The organism is Paraburkholderia sp. WS6 (assembly GCF_030464835.1).
Lineage (GTDB): Bacteria > Pseudomonadota > Gammaproteobacteria > Burkholderiales > Burkholderiaceae > Paraburkholderia > Paraburkholderia madseniana.
Genome location: NZ_JALQCK010000033.1, coordinates 13,783 through 29,419, shown reverse-complemented (window position 1 = coordinate 29,419; position 15,637 = coordinate 13,783). Strand labels below are relative to the sequence as shown.

The 15,637-nt window shown below is 61.0% G+C and carries 12 protein-coding genes; 2 read left to right on the top strand and 10 right to left on the bottom strand.

The features are described 5' to 3' along the window. Window positions 1–12: 12 nt before the first annotated feature. The 10 genes from M0D64_RS31005 to M0D64_RS30960 form a co-directional block, all read right to left on the bottom strand. A complete protein-coding gene (locus M0D64_RS31005; protein WP_266260589.1) occupies window positions 13–1,335 on the bottom strand; it encodes an FAD-binding oxidoreductase in 1,323 nt (440 codons plus the stop codon). Then, on the bottom strand, window positions 1,335–2,627 hold the full coding sequence (locus M0D64_RS31000) for an FAD-binding oxidoreductase (protein WP_266260588.1): 1,293 nt from the start codon (window positions 2,625–2,627) through the stop codon (window positions 1,335–1,337). Before M0D64_RS31000 ends, M0D64_RS31005 begins: the two co-directional genes overlap by 1 nt. Before the next feature lie 73 nt (window positions 2,628–2,700). Continuing rightward, window positions 2,701–4,290, bottom strand: a complete 1,590-nt coding sequence (locus tag M0D64_RS30995) for a DUF3138 family protein (protein WP_266260587.1) — start codon at window positions 4,288–4,290, stop codon at window positions 2,701–2,703. 38 nt (window positions 4,291–4,328) lie between these two features. Further along, the gene (locus M0D64_RS30990; protein WP_097396186.1) at window positions 4,329–5,240 is read right to left on the bottom strand and encodes an ABC transporter permease subunit; all 912 of its coding nucleotides are present in this window, start codon (window positions 5,238–5,240) and stop codon (window positions 4,329–4,331) included. Next, a complete protein-coding gene (locus M0D64_RS30985; protein ID WP_154565609.1) occupies window positions 5,237–6,211 on the bottom strand; it encodes an ABC transporter permease subunit in 975 nt (324 codons plus the stop codon). Before M0D64_RS30985 ends, M0D64_RS30990 begins: the two co-directional genes overlap by 4 nt. Continuing rightward, window positions 6,208–7,329 carry an ABC transporter ATP-binding protein gene (locus M0D64_RS30980; RefSeq protein WP_154565624.1) on the bottom strand — a complete coding sequence of 374 codons (1,122 nt, stop codon included), beginning with the start codon at window positions 7,327–7,329 and terminating at the stop codon, window positions 6,208–6,210. The genes M0D64_RS30985 and M0D64_RS30980 overlap by 4 nt, the downstream gene beginning before the upstream one ends. A 252-nt stretch (window positions 7,330–7,581) precedes the next feature. Next, window positions 7,582–8,703, bottom strand: coding sequence for a polyamine ABC transporter substrate-binding protein (locus M0D64_RS30975; protein WP_266260586.1), 1,122 nt, complete (start codon window positions 8,701–8,703; stop codon window positions 7,582–7,584). Between the two features lie 73 nt (window positions 8,704–8,776). Further along, window positions 8,777–10,216 carry an aspartate aminotransferase family protein gene (locus M0D64_RS30970; RefSeq protein WP_266240513.1) on the bottom strand — a complete coding sequence of 480 codons (1,440 nt, stop codon included), beginning with the start codon at window positions 10,214–10,216 and terminating at the stop codon, window positions 8,777–8,779. Between the two features lie 49 nt (window positions 10,217–10,265). Then, a complete protein-coding gene (locus tag M0D64_RS30965; RefSeq protein ID WP_154565606.1) occupies window positions 10,266–11,600 on the bottom strand; it encodes a glutamine synthetase family protein in 1,335 nt (444 codons plus the stop codon). Window positions 11,601–11,632: 32 nt separating this feature from the next. Beyond that, a complete protein-coding gene (locus M0D64_RS30960) occupies window positions 11,633–12,427 on the bottom strand; it encodes a gamma-glutamyl-gamma-aminobutyrate hydrolase family protein (RefSeq protein WP_200620380.1) in 795 nt (264 codons plus the stop codon). A 940-nt stretch (window positions 12,428–13,367) separates the two neighbouring features. Here M0D64_RS30960 and M0D64_RS30955 point away from each other — a divergent pair. Then, the gene (locus tag M0D64_RS30955) at window positions 13,368–13,919 is read left to right on the top strand and encodes a cupin domain-containing protein (RefSeq protein ID WP_054042828.1); all 552 of its coding nucleotides are present in this window, start codon (window positions 13,368–13,370) and stop codon (window positions 13,917–13,919) included. Window positions 13,920–14,008: 89 nt separating this feature from the next. Next, window positions 14,009–15,502, top strand: coding sequence for an aldehyde dehydrogenase (locus tag M0D64_RS30950; protein ID WP_266260585.1), 1,494 nt, complete (start codon window positions 14,009–14,011; stop codon window positions 15,500–15,502). Window positions 15,503–15,637: the final 135 nt, after the last annotated feature.

Genomic DNA, 15,637 nt, shown 5'->3' with positions numbered 1-15,637 from the left:
CTGAAAACCTGCCTAGAACAACTCCAGAATCCGGTGATACATCATCCCGAGTTCCAGCGCCGGCCCGCGCAATGCCGGCCCACCCGGAAAGCGCGCATGCCGCAACTGCGCGAACAGATCGAAGGCCGCGGTATCACCGGCCATGGCTTTAGCAATCACGCGCCCAGCAATCCCGGTCAACGCCACGCCGTGACCTGAAAAGCCCTGCACGTAGAAGTAGTTCGGATCGATCGAGCCGAAATCGGGCGCACGATTGCGCGTCACGTCGACAAAACCGCCCCACGCATAGTCGATTCGCACATCGCCTAGCTGCGGGAACACGCCGATCATGCGCTTGCGGATTTCCTCGCCGAGTTGCACGGGCGACGCGCCGGTCGAACTAGCGCGGCCACCGAACAGCACGCGATGATCAGCCGACAGACGGAAGTAATCGAGGAAGAAGTTGTTGTCGCAAATCGCCTCACGTCCTTTGATCAGTGCGTCGGCGCGCGCCTGACCGAGCGGTTCCGTCGCAACGATATAGGACGCGATCGGCGCGATGCGTGCGGCCACCGGCGCCGGCAACACGTCGCCGATCGTGGCATTGCCGCATGCCGCGACGAAGCGGCAGCGTACCTCGCCATTAGCGGTCCGCACGACGGGCCGTGCACCACGCACGACTTCGATCACTGGCGAATGCGCGAACAGTTGCGCACCTTCACGACGTGCCGCATCGGCGAGACCGAGGCAGTATTTGAGCGGATGCAGATGACCGGAAAACGGGTCGTAGACGCCCGCCAGATAACGTTGCGAAGCGACGCGTGAACGCACTTCATCGGTATCGAGCCACGAGAGTTTCGTATAGCCCCAGCGTTGCGACGCCGATTCCATCCACGAACGCAAATCTGGCACACGCTTCGGTTTGGTGGCCACCGTCAGATAGCCGGAGGTGAAATCGCAATCGATGCCGTAGCGTTCGATGCGCTCGCGCACGAGAGCCACGCCTTCCACCGACATCGCCCACGCGGCGCGTGCGCCGTCGAGCCCGAGTTGCCGTTCGATGATCTCGTCTTTCGCGAAACCGACTAACGTCTGCCCGCCGTTGCGACCCGACGCGCCCCAACCGGGACGATGCGCGTCGAGTACAACCACCGACAATCCGCGCGCCCGGCATTCCAACGCCACCGACAAACCGGAGAAGCCCGCACCGATCACGCAGACGTCGGCCTCCAGCGTGCCATCGAGCATCGGATCGTCGGTAAGCGGACGCGCGGCGCTCGCCTCGTAGTAGGAGTTGGCGATCAGCGCATCGGCGCGGTGGTCGAGGGTGTTGAAGCCAGGAGTCGGTGCATTCATCAAAGCAGGTCCTTCATTCGATACCAGGCCATCGCAAGCACGAGGGCAGGGGTGCGCAGTGTAGCGCCGCCGGGGAAGTCGCGGTGACGAATCTTGCCGAACAGATCGAAGCGCGAGGCCTGACCGTCGATCGCTTCGGCGATCAGCTTGCCCGCGAGCCCGGTGGTGTTCACGCCGTGGCCGGAGAAACCCTGCGCGAAATACACCGTAGGCGATAGCCGGCCGAAATGCGGCGCGCGATTCATCGTAATGTCGACGAAGCCGCCCCACGCATAGTCGATTTTGACATCGTCGAGTTGCGGGAAAGTCTTCAGCATATCGCGGCGCATCGCTTCACCGAGGTTGCGCGGCGCGAACGTCGAATAGCTGACTTTGCCGCCCCACAGCAAGCGATTGTCCGGGGCAGGGCGGAAATAGTCCAGCACGAAGCGGCTGTCGCACACGGCCGCTTTCGCCGGCATCAGCGCTTCCGCGCGATCGGGGTCGAGCGGTTCGGTGGCGATCACGTAGGTGCCCACCGGCATGATCTTGCTGGCGAGATCCGGCGCGAGTTGGCCGAGATAGGTGTTGCAGGCGAGCACGACGAATTGCGCATTTACCTTGCCGCGCGCGGTTTCGGCCACATGCCGGCCGTTTTCCTGGCGCAACGCGGTGACGCAACTGTCTTCGAAAATCTGTACGCCGGCCGCGCGTGCCGCGCGCGCCAGACCGAGTGTGTAATTCAGCGGATGCAGATGGCCGCTGTCCGCATCGAACAATCCGCCGAGGTAGCGTTGCGATTGAACATAATCGCCGACGCCATCGGCGTCGACATACCTGAAGCGGTCATAGCCGAAGCGCCGTTGCGCTTCGTCGCGCCATTTCTGGAGCGCGTCTGTATCGCGCGGCTTGTTCGCCGCGGTCAGGTAACCGATGGTCAGGTCGCAGTCGATCTGATGCTTCGCGACGCGTTCCTTGACGATATCCAGGGTTTCGAGCCCCATGTCCCAAACACGCTTCACGTCATCCGCGGGCATGAACTTCGCGAATGTGTCGATATCGCAGGCAAAGCCGCCGATCAACTGGCCACCATTGCGGCCGCTCGCGGCCCATCCGACTTTCGATGCTTCGAGCACCGCGACAGAATGACCGCGCTCGGCGAGGTTCAACGCAGTCGAGATGCCGGTGAGGCCTGCGCCGATCACACAGACGTCGACGTTGAGCGTTTCTTCGAGGGGAGGGTGGCGGGTGGTGTCGTTTGCGGTTGCTGCGTAATACGAGGCGACGTGAGGCTGGTTCGAGAATTGGAGCATAGGCAGAGCATGCAGAAGAGGCCTTGGCGCGTGGCCCGCAGTGAAGCCGGGCCACGCGATGAGGCGGGTCGTGTTAGAACGAGTAGATGAACTGCGTCGCGAGCAGGTCGTTGGACTTGCCGTACGAGCCGTCGTTCTTCAGGAACACCTGTTTGTTCGCCCAGTCGTGACGATATTCCACCTTGACCGTGATCTGCTGGGTCGGGAAGAACAACAGGTCGAGTGCGACGTCCTGACGGGTGGCGCCCTTGCACTCGAAACCGTGATTCGACGAGTTCGCGAAGCAGTCTGCGCCGATGCCGAAGCCGTCAGCCGTATCCATGCCGTTGCCATTCAGCGCGATGCCACCGCCGCCGCCGCCGTTCTTGCTGTCGACGAGCAGGTCATAGCGTGCCGTCACGCCCATACGGCCCACCACCGGCATGCTGAACTTGCGGTGCGCGAGCAGCGAGAGGCCGTACCACTGCGCCTGGCCGCCGTTGTACGCGGCGTTCTGCTGCTGGCCGTAGTCGAGTTCGGCGTTGTACTGCACGTCGGCGAGCGTGTAGGTCAGGTCGGCTTCGGTGAAGAAGAACGTACCGCCCGAGCTCGGCGACTGGCCGCCTACGCCGTAGACGAACGAACCCGGAATCGGGTTGCCGTTGGCATCGAGTGCCTGCGCGCTAGGCAAAGTCTGACGGCCGATGTTGAACGAGCCGCCCACATCCAGTGCGCTAGACCACGTGTAGTCGACCCGTGACGTGAAGGTCGGGATCTTGTTGCTGGTCGTGATCGGATCGCCCAGCGCGTTGGTGCCGACCTGCGTCGTCGCGCCGTACGTGCGGTACTGCTCGTTGCCGAGGAAGAACTTCCACGCCCAGTTACCCGTCGTATAGTTCGCGCCGATACCGATGTAGCTGCCCGGATCCGAGAAGTCATACAGCAGGTTGTGCGTCAGCGTCAGCATCTGGTTCGATTGCTGCACTTCGTAACCGCCGAAGCTCGGAATCAAACCGGCAACGAGCGTCGTCGTCGCCGTCAACGGCACATTGATGACCGCCGTGTTCAGGATGTTGTTGCCGATATTGCCATGCTCGTTCGCAAGCAGCGTAATACCGTTGCCGCGGTTCGGCATCAAGGTGATTTCGGCCGACGGCGCCATCGGGCCGACACCGAAGGTCTTCTTGATGTCTAAGTACAGATCGCCGAACGTGCTGTTGAAGTAGTTGTAGCTACTTTCGTGGTTCGCGAACAGGAACGACGAGCTGCTCTGCGCGCGGTTATACAGGTAGGTCGGATCGATATAGCCAGTCACCGACAAGCCGGCGATCGGCCCCGTGTTCGCCGCGTCCACCAGCGAGTCGACCTTCAACTGCTGATTGGCGATCTGCTGCTTCATCGAATCGACCTGATCGTTGGTCAGCGTCGCCTGCGCCTTGCCGTAATCCGGCGAGGAGATGTCGACCGGCGCCGCCACCACAGCGGGAGCCGGAGCCGGTGCCGCGGTCGCTGCTGCTGCCGCCGCCTTCGGCTTGGACGCTACCTCGGAACGCAACTGCTTCACCTCCTTTTGCAGTGCGTTGAGCTGGGCCTGTAGCGCCTTGATCTGGTCGCTGGTGGCGTCTGCCATCGCAAAGCCTGGCAAACTCCCCGCCACCAACAGACAGATGAGCTTCTTTCTCATGCAAATTCTCCTTATTGGTCGTATTGCAAAAGGACTTCTTATGCGCGTGCCGTATCGAGCGACTTCCGTACGGCGGCTTGTTGTGGTGCTGACGGCAAGGGGTCGGCGGCTTCGGCAAGTGCGAAAGCCATCTGCATGTCGCGGTTGCGCTTGCGCTCACGCACTTGCATCCAGCGGTTGACGGCGATCACGCCGATCGTCACCGTAGTGATGAAGATCGTGGCGAGCGCGTTCATTTCCGGATTCAGGCCGAGACGTACACGCGAGAACACGACGAGCGGCAGCGTGGTCGAACCAGGACCGGACAGGAACGCGGAAAGCACGAGGTCGTCGAACGACAGCGTAAACGACAGCAGCCAGCCGGACATCAGGGCCTGCGAGATCAGCGGCAGTGTGATCAGGAAGAACACCTTGAAGGGCGTCGCGCCGAGATCGAGTGCGGCTTCTTCGAGCGACTTGTTGAGCTCCTTCACCCGTGATTGCACGATGATCGCCACGTACGACACGCAGAGCATCACGTGGCCGATCCAGATCGTGAAGAGGCCACGGCCCTTCGGCCAGCCGAGCATCTGTTCGAGCGCGACGAACAGCAACAGCAGCGAGATGCCCTGAATCACTTCAGGAATCACGAGCGGCGCGTTGATCATGCCGGCGAACAGCGTGAAGCCGCGAAAGCGACCGAACCGGGCCAGCACGAAGCCTGCCCACGTACCGATCACTACCGATGCACACGCGGTCAGCAGACCGATTTTCAGCGACAACCACGCTGCACTGAGCAGTTCCCCGTCTTGCAGCAGCGCGCCATACCACTTGAGCGAGAAGCCGGACCAGACCGTGACGAGCTTCGACTCGTTGAACGAATACACCACCAGGCTGATGATCGGGATATACAGAAACAGAAATCCGAACGTCAGCACGCTATTGGAAAGCGTTCTATTAGGCTTGATCATTTCGCACCTTCCAGTTCCTTGACCTGGTAGTACTGGAACACGGCCATCGGCACGAGCAGCAGTAGAACCATCGCGACGGTGACAGCGGACGCCATCGGCCAGTCCATATCGTTGAAGAATTCATCCCACATCACACGGCCGATCATCAGCGTGTCGGCGCCGCCCAGCAGTTCAGGAATCACGTACTCGCCGACCGCCGGAATGAACACCAGCAGGCTGCCGGCGATAATGCCGTTCTTAGACAGCGGCAAGGTGATGCGCGTGAACGCGGTCCACGGTTTGCAACCGAGGTCGTAGGCTGCTTCGAGCAGCGTCAGATCCATCTTCACCAGGTGTGCATACAGCGGCATCACCATGAACGGCAGGTACGAATAAACCATGCCGATATAGACGCCAATATCCGTGTGGTAGAGGCGCAACGGCGAATGGATCATGCCGATGGCCATCAGCGTGTGATTGAGCAGGCCGTCGTCCTTCAGAATGCCGATCCATGCATAGACGCGGATCAGGAACGACGTCCAGAACGGCAGCATCACGCCCATCATCAGCAGGTTGCGCTTGGTGGGTTCCGAGCGGGCGATGTAGTACGCAATCGGGTAGCCGATCAACAGGCAGAAGAAGGTCGAGACTCCGGCCATTTTCAGCGAGCTGATGTACGTGGCAACGTACAGATCGTCCTGCAGCAGGAAGGCGTAATGGCTGAGCTGCATGGCGAAGTGCACCATGCCGTCCTTGACCGTCACGAGATCCGTGTACGGCGGAATGCCAAGGCGCAGATCGGCGAAGCTGATTTTCAGCACCAGCACGAACGGCAACGCGAAGAACACGAAGAGCCACATGAACGGCACGCCGATCACGGTCGTACGGCCCGACGGCACCAGTATCGAGAGGCGTTTTTTCAGCGAGCCGAGCAGACGGCTGCCGGACGGCGCGCCCAGCACCGCGGGGGAGGAGGTAGTGGGATTGCTCATTGCGTCAGCACCACGCCGCTAGCCGGCGACCAGTAGACGAACACGTCGTCGTTATAGGACGGCGCACCTTCGCTCATCAGGTGCGAGCTGGAGAGATTCGACACGACCGTCTTACCGCTCGGCAGGCGCACGTGATACAGCGAATAGCTGCCCATGTACGCGACGTCCGAGACCACGCCGCGCGCCCAGTTGTGCGGCGTCGAGGGCTTGTCGAGCGAGACCTTCACGCGTTCCGGGCGCACGGAGATGCCCACCGGCATGCCGAGCGGGCCGGTAATGCCGTGGCTCACGTAGATGCGCGATTCGAGGTCTTCGCTTTCCACGAAGATATGGTCCGGCTCATCCGCGACCACGGTGCCTTCGAACAGGTTGGTCGAGCCGATGAACTCTGCCGAGAAGCGGCTATTCGGAAACTCATACACCTGGCTGGGCGAGCCGATCTGCACGATGCGGCCTTCGCTCATCACGGCGAGGCGCCCGGCCATCGTCATGGCTTCTTCCTGATCGTGCGTCACCATCACGCAGGTCACATCGACCTTCTCGATGATGTTCACCAGTTCGAGCTGGGTCTTCTGACGGATCTTCTTGTCGAGCGCCGACATCGGCTCGTCGAGCAGCAGCAGCTTGGGGCGCTTGACGAGCGAGCGGGCCAGCGCCACACGCTGCTGCTGTCCGCCGGACAACTGGTGCGGCTTGCGTTGCGCGTATTTGCTCATCTGCACGAGATGCAGCGCGTCGGCAACACGCTCCTTGATCTCGTTCTTCGGCGTGCCTTCCTGCTTGAGGCCGAAGGCGATATTCGCTTCGACGCTCATGTGCGGGAACAGCGCATACGACTGGAACATCATGTTGACCGGCCGCTTGTACGGCGGCATCGCGGCAAGGTCTTCGCCGTCGACGAAAATGCGGCCGGACGTGACCGACTCGAGCCCTGCGAGCATGCGCAGGAGCGTGGACTTGCCGCAGCCGGAGCTGCCGAGCAGCGCGAACAATTCGTTCTTCGCAATGCTCAGGTTGACGTTGTCGACAGCGGTGCTGTCGCCGAATTTCTTCACGACATTTTCGATGCGAACGAATTCGTCCGATTTCGATTTTGTCGTCGGGGCGGGGCGGGCCATCTGGGTGGCGCCGGCTACGCTATGTGATGTCGTCGAGTTCATGATGTAACCATTCCTTGCGGATCGCGAGCGCAAGTGTCTCCATACGAGTCGCGGGAAGCGGCTCGCAAGATGCGCTGCGATCGGAAAACATGGGACTGCGCGCCAGTGGGACGCTAATAGCACGCAGGCTGACTACCGTTACTGCCATTCATGCGCTCAGGGTTCGAGCGATCCCTGAGCGCGGGATCGATATTTTTAGTTTGGCTTAAATCAATGGCCGGTTTTAAGCTGCGCCCAAAGTCGATTTTCAAGGCGCAGAATGTCGGTGGGCATCGGTTTCATCAGTGTCATTTTGCTCAGCACTTCGTCGCCCGGATAAACGGTCGTGTCCTGTGCGACACCCGGAATGACGAACTGGCGCGCGGCCTTGTTCGCGGTCGGGTAGAACACTTCATTGGTAATCGCTGCGTTGACCTTCGGATCTTCGATGTAGTTGATCCACTTCAGCGCGGCTTCGGGATGCGGTGCGTCTTTCGGGATCACCATCACGTCGAACCACAGCAAACCGCCTTCCTTGACGTTCGAGAATTTCACCTGATACGAACGCTTGGCTTCTGCGGTGCGGCGGCTGGCGATGCCGACGTCGCCGGACCATGCCACCGCGACGCAGATGTCGTTGTTTGCGAGGTCGTTGATGTAACCCGACGAATTGAATTGGGTGATATACGGGCGGACTTTCTTCAGCACTTCGAACGCGGCCTGATAATCGGCGGGGTTCGTGCTGTTCGGATCCTTATGCATGTATTGCAAGGTGGCGGCGAACACGTCGACTGCCTGATCGAGGAACGACACGCCGCAGCCTTTCAGCTTCGACAGATTGGCCGGATCGAACACGAGTGCCCAGCTATCCACCGGCGCATTGGCACCGAGCGCCTTCTGCACGGCTTGCACGTTGTAGCCGATGCCGTCAGTACCGTAGGCCCAGGGCACACCGTACTGGTTGCCCGGATCGGCATCGGAGATCATCTTCATCAGCACAGGGTCGAGGTTCGACAGGTTCGGCAGCTTTGACTTGTCGAGCTTCTGATACACGCCGGCCTGAATCTGCTTGGCCATGTAGTTCGACGTCGGCACCACGATATCGTAACCGGAGCTGCCCGCGAGCAGTTTGGCCTGCAACGTATCGTCGCTATCGTAGTTGTCGTATTTGACGTGAATGCCGTCCAGCTTCTCGAAGTTCGGAATCGTGTCCTTCGCGATGTAATCCGACCAGTTGTACACATTCAGTTCCGTGTCGGCCGCAAGGGCCGGCGTAACCGACAACGCCGCAAAACCCGTGAAGGCGAGAAGCGCGGCCCCCGCGACCGCATGACGAAGATGACAAACGCTCATGGTTTTTTCCCTTGATGTGAAGAACCGGCATGAGCGCGTATCGTGGGTGTGCCCATGCCGGAACGAACTGCCGTTACGAAATTCCGAGTTGTTGTGCGGTCGCGTCGACGGCTTTTTTCGCCTTCGAAACGATCTCGTCGATTTCCAGCTTGTTGATCACGAGCGGCGGCGAGAGCAGCATCCGGTCGCCGGTGGCGCGCATGATCAGGTTGCCGTTGAAGCAGAAGTCACGGCAGATCGTGCCGACTTCACCGCCATTGGCGAAGCGCTTGCGCGCTTTCGGGTCTTCTGCGAGTTGCAGACCGGCCACCAGACCCGCACCGGAGATTTCGCCGATGATCGGGTGATTGGCGAAGGTGTCGCGCAACTTTTTCTGGAAGTACGGACCCGTGTCGGTCTTGACGCGCTCGACGATCTTCTCATCGCGCAGCAGCTTCAGATTGGCGATCGCCACGGCCGCGGCCACCGGGTGACCGGAGTACGTGAGGCCGTGATTGAAGTCGCCGTTCTCGATGATCGCCTTGGCAACACGATCGTGCAGGCCGACTGCGCCCATCGGCACATAGCCGCTTGTCAGGCCCTTGGCCAGCGTGATCAGATCCGGCTCGAAACCGAAGTGCTGATGCGCGAACCATTCGCCGGTCCGGCCGAAGCCGCCGATCACTTCGTCGGCGACCAGCAGGATGTCGTATTTGCGGCAGATGCGCTGGATTTCCGGCCAGTACGTCGAAGCCGGGAAGATCACGCCGCCCGCGCCCTGGAAAGGCTCACCGATAAACGCGGCCACGTTGTCCGCGCCGATTTCGAGAATCTTGGCTTCCAGTTGCTGCGCGCGGGCCAGAGCGAATTCTTCCGGCGTCAGATTGCCTTGTGCTTCGCCGAAGAAATACGGCTGGTCGATATGCACGATGTTCTCGACCTTCGAGGGCATCTGTTCGTGCATGTAGCCCATGCCGCCCAGCGTACCGCCCGCGATTGTCGAACCGTGATAGCCGTTTTTGCGCGAGATGACGAACTTCTTCGAGTGCTTGCCTTGCGTCGCCCAGTATTGGTGAACGATGCGCAGCACGGTGTCGTTGCCTTCCGAGCCGCTGTTGCAATAGAAGAAGTGGTTGAACGGTTCCGGCGCCAGCTCCGCGAGCAAGGCCGACAGTTCGATCACCGGCGGGTGCGTCGTCTTGAAGAAGGTGTTGTAGAAGGGCAGTTCCTGCATCTGGCGGTACGCTGCGTCAGCCAGTTCCTTACGGCCATAACCGACGTTCACGCACCACAAACCGGCCATGCCGTCGATGATCTTGTTGTCGTCTGAATCCCACAGGTACACGCCCTGTGCCTTGACGATTACGCGGCTGCCGCTGCGATTGAGCGAACCCATATCCGAAAACGGATGGATGTGGTGCGCGGCGTCGAGCGCGCGGTATTCGGCGGTGCTGCGTTGCTGTTGTGCGGCTTGTACGCTGGCCGCGGGTTGGGCCGTCTGCACGTAAGCGACTTCTTCTGTTCTGTAGCTCATACTGCCTCCAATTTTTTTGCGTTTGCGGGTGACGTCGTTAGCAAGGGCCTTAGACGTGCAGCAGCAAATGCCGGCGTTCCCACGAACTGATCACGCGGAAAAACGCTTCGTATTCGGTTTCTTTCAGTGCGAGGTAGGCCTTGACGAATTTTTCGCCGAGAATCTCGGCCATCGGTTCGCACGCGCCCATCAGCGTCAGCCCCTCTTCCAGATTGCGCGGCAACTGGTAGGGCAGCTCGTAACCGTCGCTGAGCAGCGGCTCGGTCGGTTCCAGATTTTGCGTCATGCCAAGATACCCGGCAGCCAGCGTTGCTGCGATCGCGAGATACGGATTGCAGTCCACGCCCGGAATGCGGTTTTCGATGCGGCGCGCAGCCGGGCCCGAATGCGGAATCCGGAAACCCACCGTGCGGTTGTCGTAACCCCATGCCACGTTGATCGGCGCAGCCATGAAGCGCGACAGGCGGCGATACGAGTTGATGTACGGCGCGAAAATCGGCATCAGTGCCGGCGTGTATTTCTGCAGGCCTGCGATATAGCCCGTGAAAAGCGACGTGGGCTTGCCGTCCGGACCGGTGAACAGGTTGTGGCCGGTTTCTTCGTCAACGAGGCTCTGGTGCATGTGCATTGCCGAGCCCGGTTCGCCTTCCATCGGCTTGGCCATGAAAGTCGCGTACATCTTGTGACGCAGCGCGGCTTCACGCACCGTGCGCTTGAACAGGAACACGCTGTCGGCGAGTTTCAGCGGATCGCCGTGCATGAAGTTGATTTCCATCTGCGCGGCGCCGACTTCGTGAATCAGCGTATCGACTTCCAGTTCCTGCACTTCGCAGTATTCATAGATGTCTTCGAACAGCGGATCGAATTCGTTCACGGCTTCGATCGAGTACGCCTGACGGCCGGTCTCCGGACGGCCCGTACGGCCGATCGGCGGTTGCAGCGGCAGGTCCGGGTCCTTGTTCATGTCGACCAGGTAGAACTCGAGCTCGGGCGCGATAACCGGCTTCCAGCCTTTGGCCTTATACAGTTCGAGCACGCGGCGCAGCACACGGCGCGGCGAGATGGCGACGGGCGTGCCGTCGAAGTGAACGCAATCGTGGATCACCTGGGCGGTCGGATCGACGGCCCACGGAATCATGCGGATGGTGCTGGCGTCGGGAACGCAGACCATGTCCGGGTCGGTGACGCCGGTGAGCGTGCCGTCTTCCGGATAGTCCCCTGTGACGGTCTGGATCATCACCGCCTGCGGCAAGCGCATGGATTCGCCGGATTCGAACTTGCTGCGCGGAATGATCTTGCCGCGTGCGATCCCGGCCATATCCGGAATGATCGCTTCGATTTCGGTGACGCGGTTCTTCTTCAGGAAGTCGTCGATTTCATGCATGGTTATTCTCTCAGTTTTGGTGCGCGACCGGCTCAGGCATGCGTGGCAGCGGCGGATGCCGCGCCATAGCCGGCCTTGGTGCGCATTCGATCGCGGCAGGCTTCGCCGAAGGCGCGGAAGATCGCGGTGGAAAGCGCGTCGTTGGCATGCTTCCATTCCGGGTGCCACTGCACACCCAGCGCGAAGGCACGCGCATCTTTCACGCTCACCGCTTCGATCAATCCGTCCGGCGCGGTGGCTTCTGCCACCAGACCCACGCCCAGCCGCTCGACGCCCTGACCGTGCAATGAATTCACACGCGCTTCATTCGTGCCGCCCGCGAGGCGCTGCAACAAGCCGCCCTGCGTCAGCGTGATCGAATGCGACGGTGCGTATTGCACGTCGAGGTCGTCTTCCTTGTTCTCGCGATGGTCGTTCAACCCGGCCACCGCGTGAACGCTTTGATGCAACGTCCCGCCGAACACCACGTTCATTTCCTGAAAGCCCCGGCATACCGCCAGCACCGGCACGCCTGCGGCGATCGCGGCGCGCAGCAGCGGCAGCGTCGTCGCATCGCGTGCGGCGTCGTGCAGCGTGCCCGGCGCGCTGGGATGGCCGCCGTAGCGGTGCGGCTCGACATTCGAATAGCTGCCGGTGAACAGTAAGCCGTCGACAGTAGCCAGCACGTCCTCGGTGGACTGACGCTCGCCGAGCGCCGGCAGCAACATGGCCAGTGCCTGCGAGCCGTCCACGATCGCGGCGATGTACTTCTCGCCGGTGACGTGCGACGGGTGGACTCCCATCATCGTTCTGTCGGCGCTGATGCCGACGAGGGGTTTGTTTCGCATATCAGATAGACGTGTATGTTCCCCGCGGGACGCGGCATGAACAACGTTAAACACGGCGCGGCAACATTCCGCAGCCGGACGCAAGGCGTCAGGCCACCGGGTAGTGCAGGCGGTCGTCGTCAGCGGGACGCGCCGCGCGTGATAATTAGATGTGCCGTTCGATTCGGTCCGTTGCGGTGCGCAACTGATCTGATCCGCATGAGGCGCTGCGCGGCAGACGGCACCGCACACGCACGAACGCATGGCTCGAGAGAGCGCGCTCACGCAAACGGACGAATCGAACGACGGAAAAGGGGGAGGCGCTACGGCAGCAGCGAGGCGACTTCGTCCGTGCGCACAGCAATGAAGGCGCGCGCGGAGATGGAGTTGTGACGTCGAACTGAACGGCGGGACAGGATCGTGAAGACGGACAGAAAGCGGCGGAACGCAAGGCTGCCGTTGCTGCCGTCGGCGATGGCGCCGTCAGCGCGAGGACAACTCGCCTGACTTCGATTCCATCTCACCAAAGGGCCTCGGACTCTCACGATTACACTCGACTAGCGACGTTGAAAGTATTGAACGCTTGCTCGAAAAACGCACAGGGCGTTTAAAGAAACATGACGCTGGGATGACCGTCTCTGACCGTTGCGAACCAGGTTCGCTGCGTCAAAAACACATGTTCGTGTTTCGTGACGTCGGCATGACGATCGCCTGAGAACCATCGTATACGAGCCAATAATGCCGTCAAATCATTTTTATAAAAGATTTATCAGGGCTTTCCCGAGGGTGTCCGCGGAATCCCGGTCAGCGGGAACATTCGTTGCGCAAATCATATTTCGGAATCCTTTCAGGGTTTTCCCCAGCGGCGCAACGATTAAAGTGATTAGAATATTCAACACTCGCGGGCACACATTGCCCGAGCCCACGCGCCCGATCGTCTCCCATGTCAGAGAACCTAGCGATGTCCATAGAAGTTGCGACCCGCCTGCAGTACATCCGTAAGAAGAATGGTCTGTCCCAGCGTGAGCTGGCGAAACGGGCGGGGGTCACCAACGGCACGATCTCGCTGATCGAGCAGAACCGCGTAAGTCCGTCGGTGGGGTCACTGAAGAAACTGCTTGAATGCATACCAATGAGTCTCGCCGAGTTCTTCACTTTTGAAGTCGAGGTGGAACGCTCGGTCGTGTCGCGCCGCGCCGACATGCCGAATCTCGGCAATGAGTCGATCGAGTTCTATCTCGCCGGCTCCAGTGTGAAAGACCGCAATATGGGCATTCTGCGCGAGGTCTATCAGCCGCTCTCGGATACCGGGCCGGAAATGCTGGAGCACGAGGGGCACGAGGGCGGGGTGGTGGTCAGCGGTCAGATCGAACTGACGGTCGACGGCGTCACGTGGCTGCTCGACCCCGGTGACAGCTATTACTTCGAAAGCCGTCTACCGCATCGTTTTCGCAATCCCAGCGCGGAGCATCTCTGCGAGATCGTGTCGGCCAATTCGCCGCCCACGTTCTAAAGACTCCGCGCCAACGCGCCGCGACGCAGTTCCAGGCCGCTCGAAGTCGGAGCCGGCGTGCGTCGAGCGCATAACAATGAGGCATCCTGATGGACAAGAAATCTCTCGCTTTCTGGCAAGACAAAGCCTCTACGCTTTCGATCGAAGGCCGTGCGTTTATCGACGGCGAGTACCGTGACGCCGCAGGCGGCCGCACGTTCGACTGCCTGAGCCCGATCGACGGCAAGCTGCTTGCCAAAGTGGCTGACAGCGGGGCGACGGATGTCGACGCCGCCGTGGCAGCCGCGCGCCGCGCGTTCGATTCCGGCGTGTGGTCGGGCCTCAATCCGCGCAAGCGCAAGGCGATCCTCCTGCGCTGGGCCGCGTCGATCCGTGAACATATGGACGAACTCGCGCTGCTCGAAACGCTGGACGCAGGCAAGCCGATCGCCGACACCACCTCGGTGGACGTGCCGGGCGCCGCCTATTGCGTCGAGTGGTTCGCTGAAGCCATCGACAAGGTCGGCGGCGAAGTCGCGCCGGCCGATCATCATCTGGTGGGGCTCGTCACGCGCGAGCCGATCGGCGTCGTAGCGGCTGTTGTGCCGTGGAATTTCCCGATTCTGATGGCGTCGTGGAAGTTCGGCCCGGCGCTCGCCGCGGGTAACAGCGTCGTGCTCAAGCCTTCGGAGAAGTCGCCGCTTACCGCGATTCGCCTCGCTCAACTCGCGTTGGACGCCGGCATCCCTGCCGGCGTGTTCAACGTGGTGCCCGGCGCGGGCGAACCGGGCAAGCTGCTGGCGCTGCATCAGGACGTGGACTGTCTCGCCTTCACCGGCTCGACCAACGTCGGCAAGCTGATCATGCAATACGCCGGTCAATCGAACCTGAAACGCGTGTGGCTCGAACTCGGCGGCAAGTCGCCGAACATCGTGATGCCCGATTGCCCCGACCTCGACCGCGCGGCAAACGCAGCGGCTGGCGCGATTTTCTACAACATGGGCGAAATGTGCACCGCAGGTTCGCGCCTGCTCGTGCACAAAGACATCAAGGACGTGTTCCTCGACAAGCTGATCGCCGCCGCGCGCAGCTATACGCCGGGCAATCCGCTCGACCCGCAAACCTCGATGGGCGCGATTGTCGATAACGTGCAACTCGAACGCGTGCTCGGTTATATCGAAGCGGGCCGCGCCGAAGCGAAGCTGCTGCTGGGTGGTTCGCGCGTCAAGCAGGAGACCGGCGGCTTCTATATCGAACCGACCATCTTCGAGATCCCGGCGACCGGCGCGAAGGTTGCGCGCGAGGAAATCTTCGGGCCGGTGTTGTCGGTGATTACGTTCGACACGGTTGAAGATGCGATCAGGATCGCTAATGACAGCGAGTATGGTCTTGCCGCCGCCGTGTGGACTTCGAACCTCACCACCGCGCATGAAGTGTCGCGCAAGCTGCGTGCCGGGACGGTATGGGTCAATTGCTACGACGAAGGCGGGGACATGAATTTCCCGTTCGGCGGCTACAAACAATCGGGCAACGGCCGTGACAAGTCGTTGCACGCGCTGGAGAAGTACACCGAGCTGAAGTCCACGCTCGTTCGGCTGCGCTAAAGGATTCGCAAGCCAGCGCGGCGGCGTTTGAAAGAAACGCCGTCGCGTTCCCAATGAATCCGAGGCCGGACGTTGCACGCATTACCTGGAAGCCCCGCGTGCGGCTCCGGCATGTTTATCAGGTATCAGGTCATC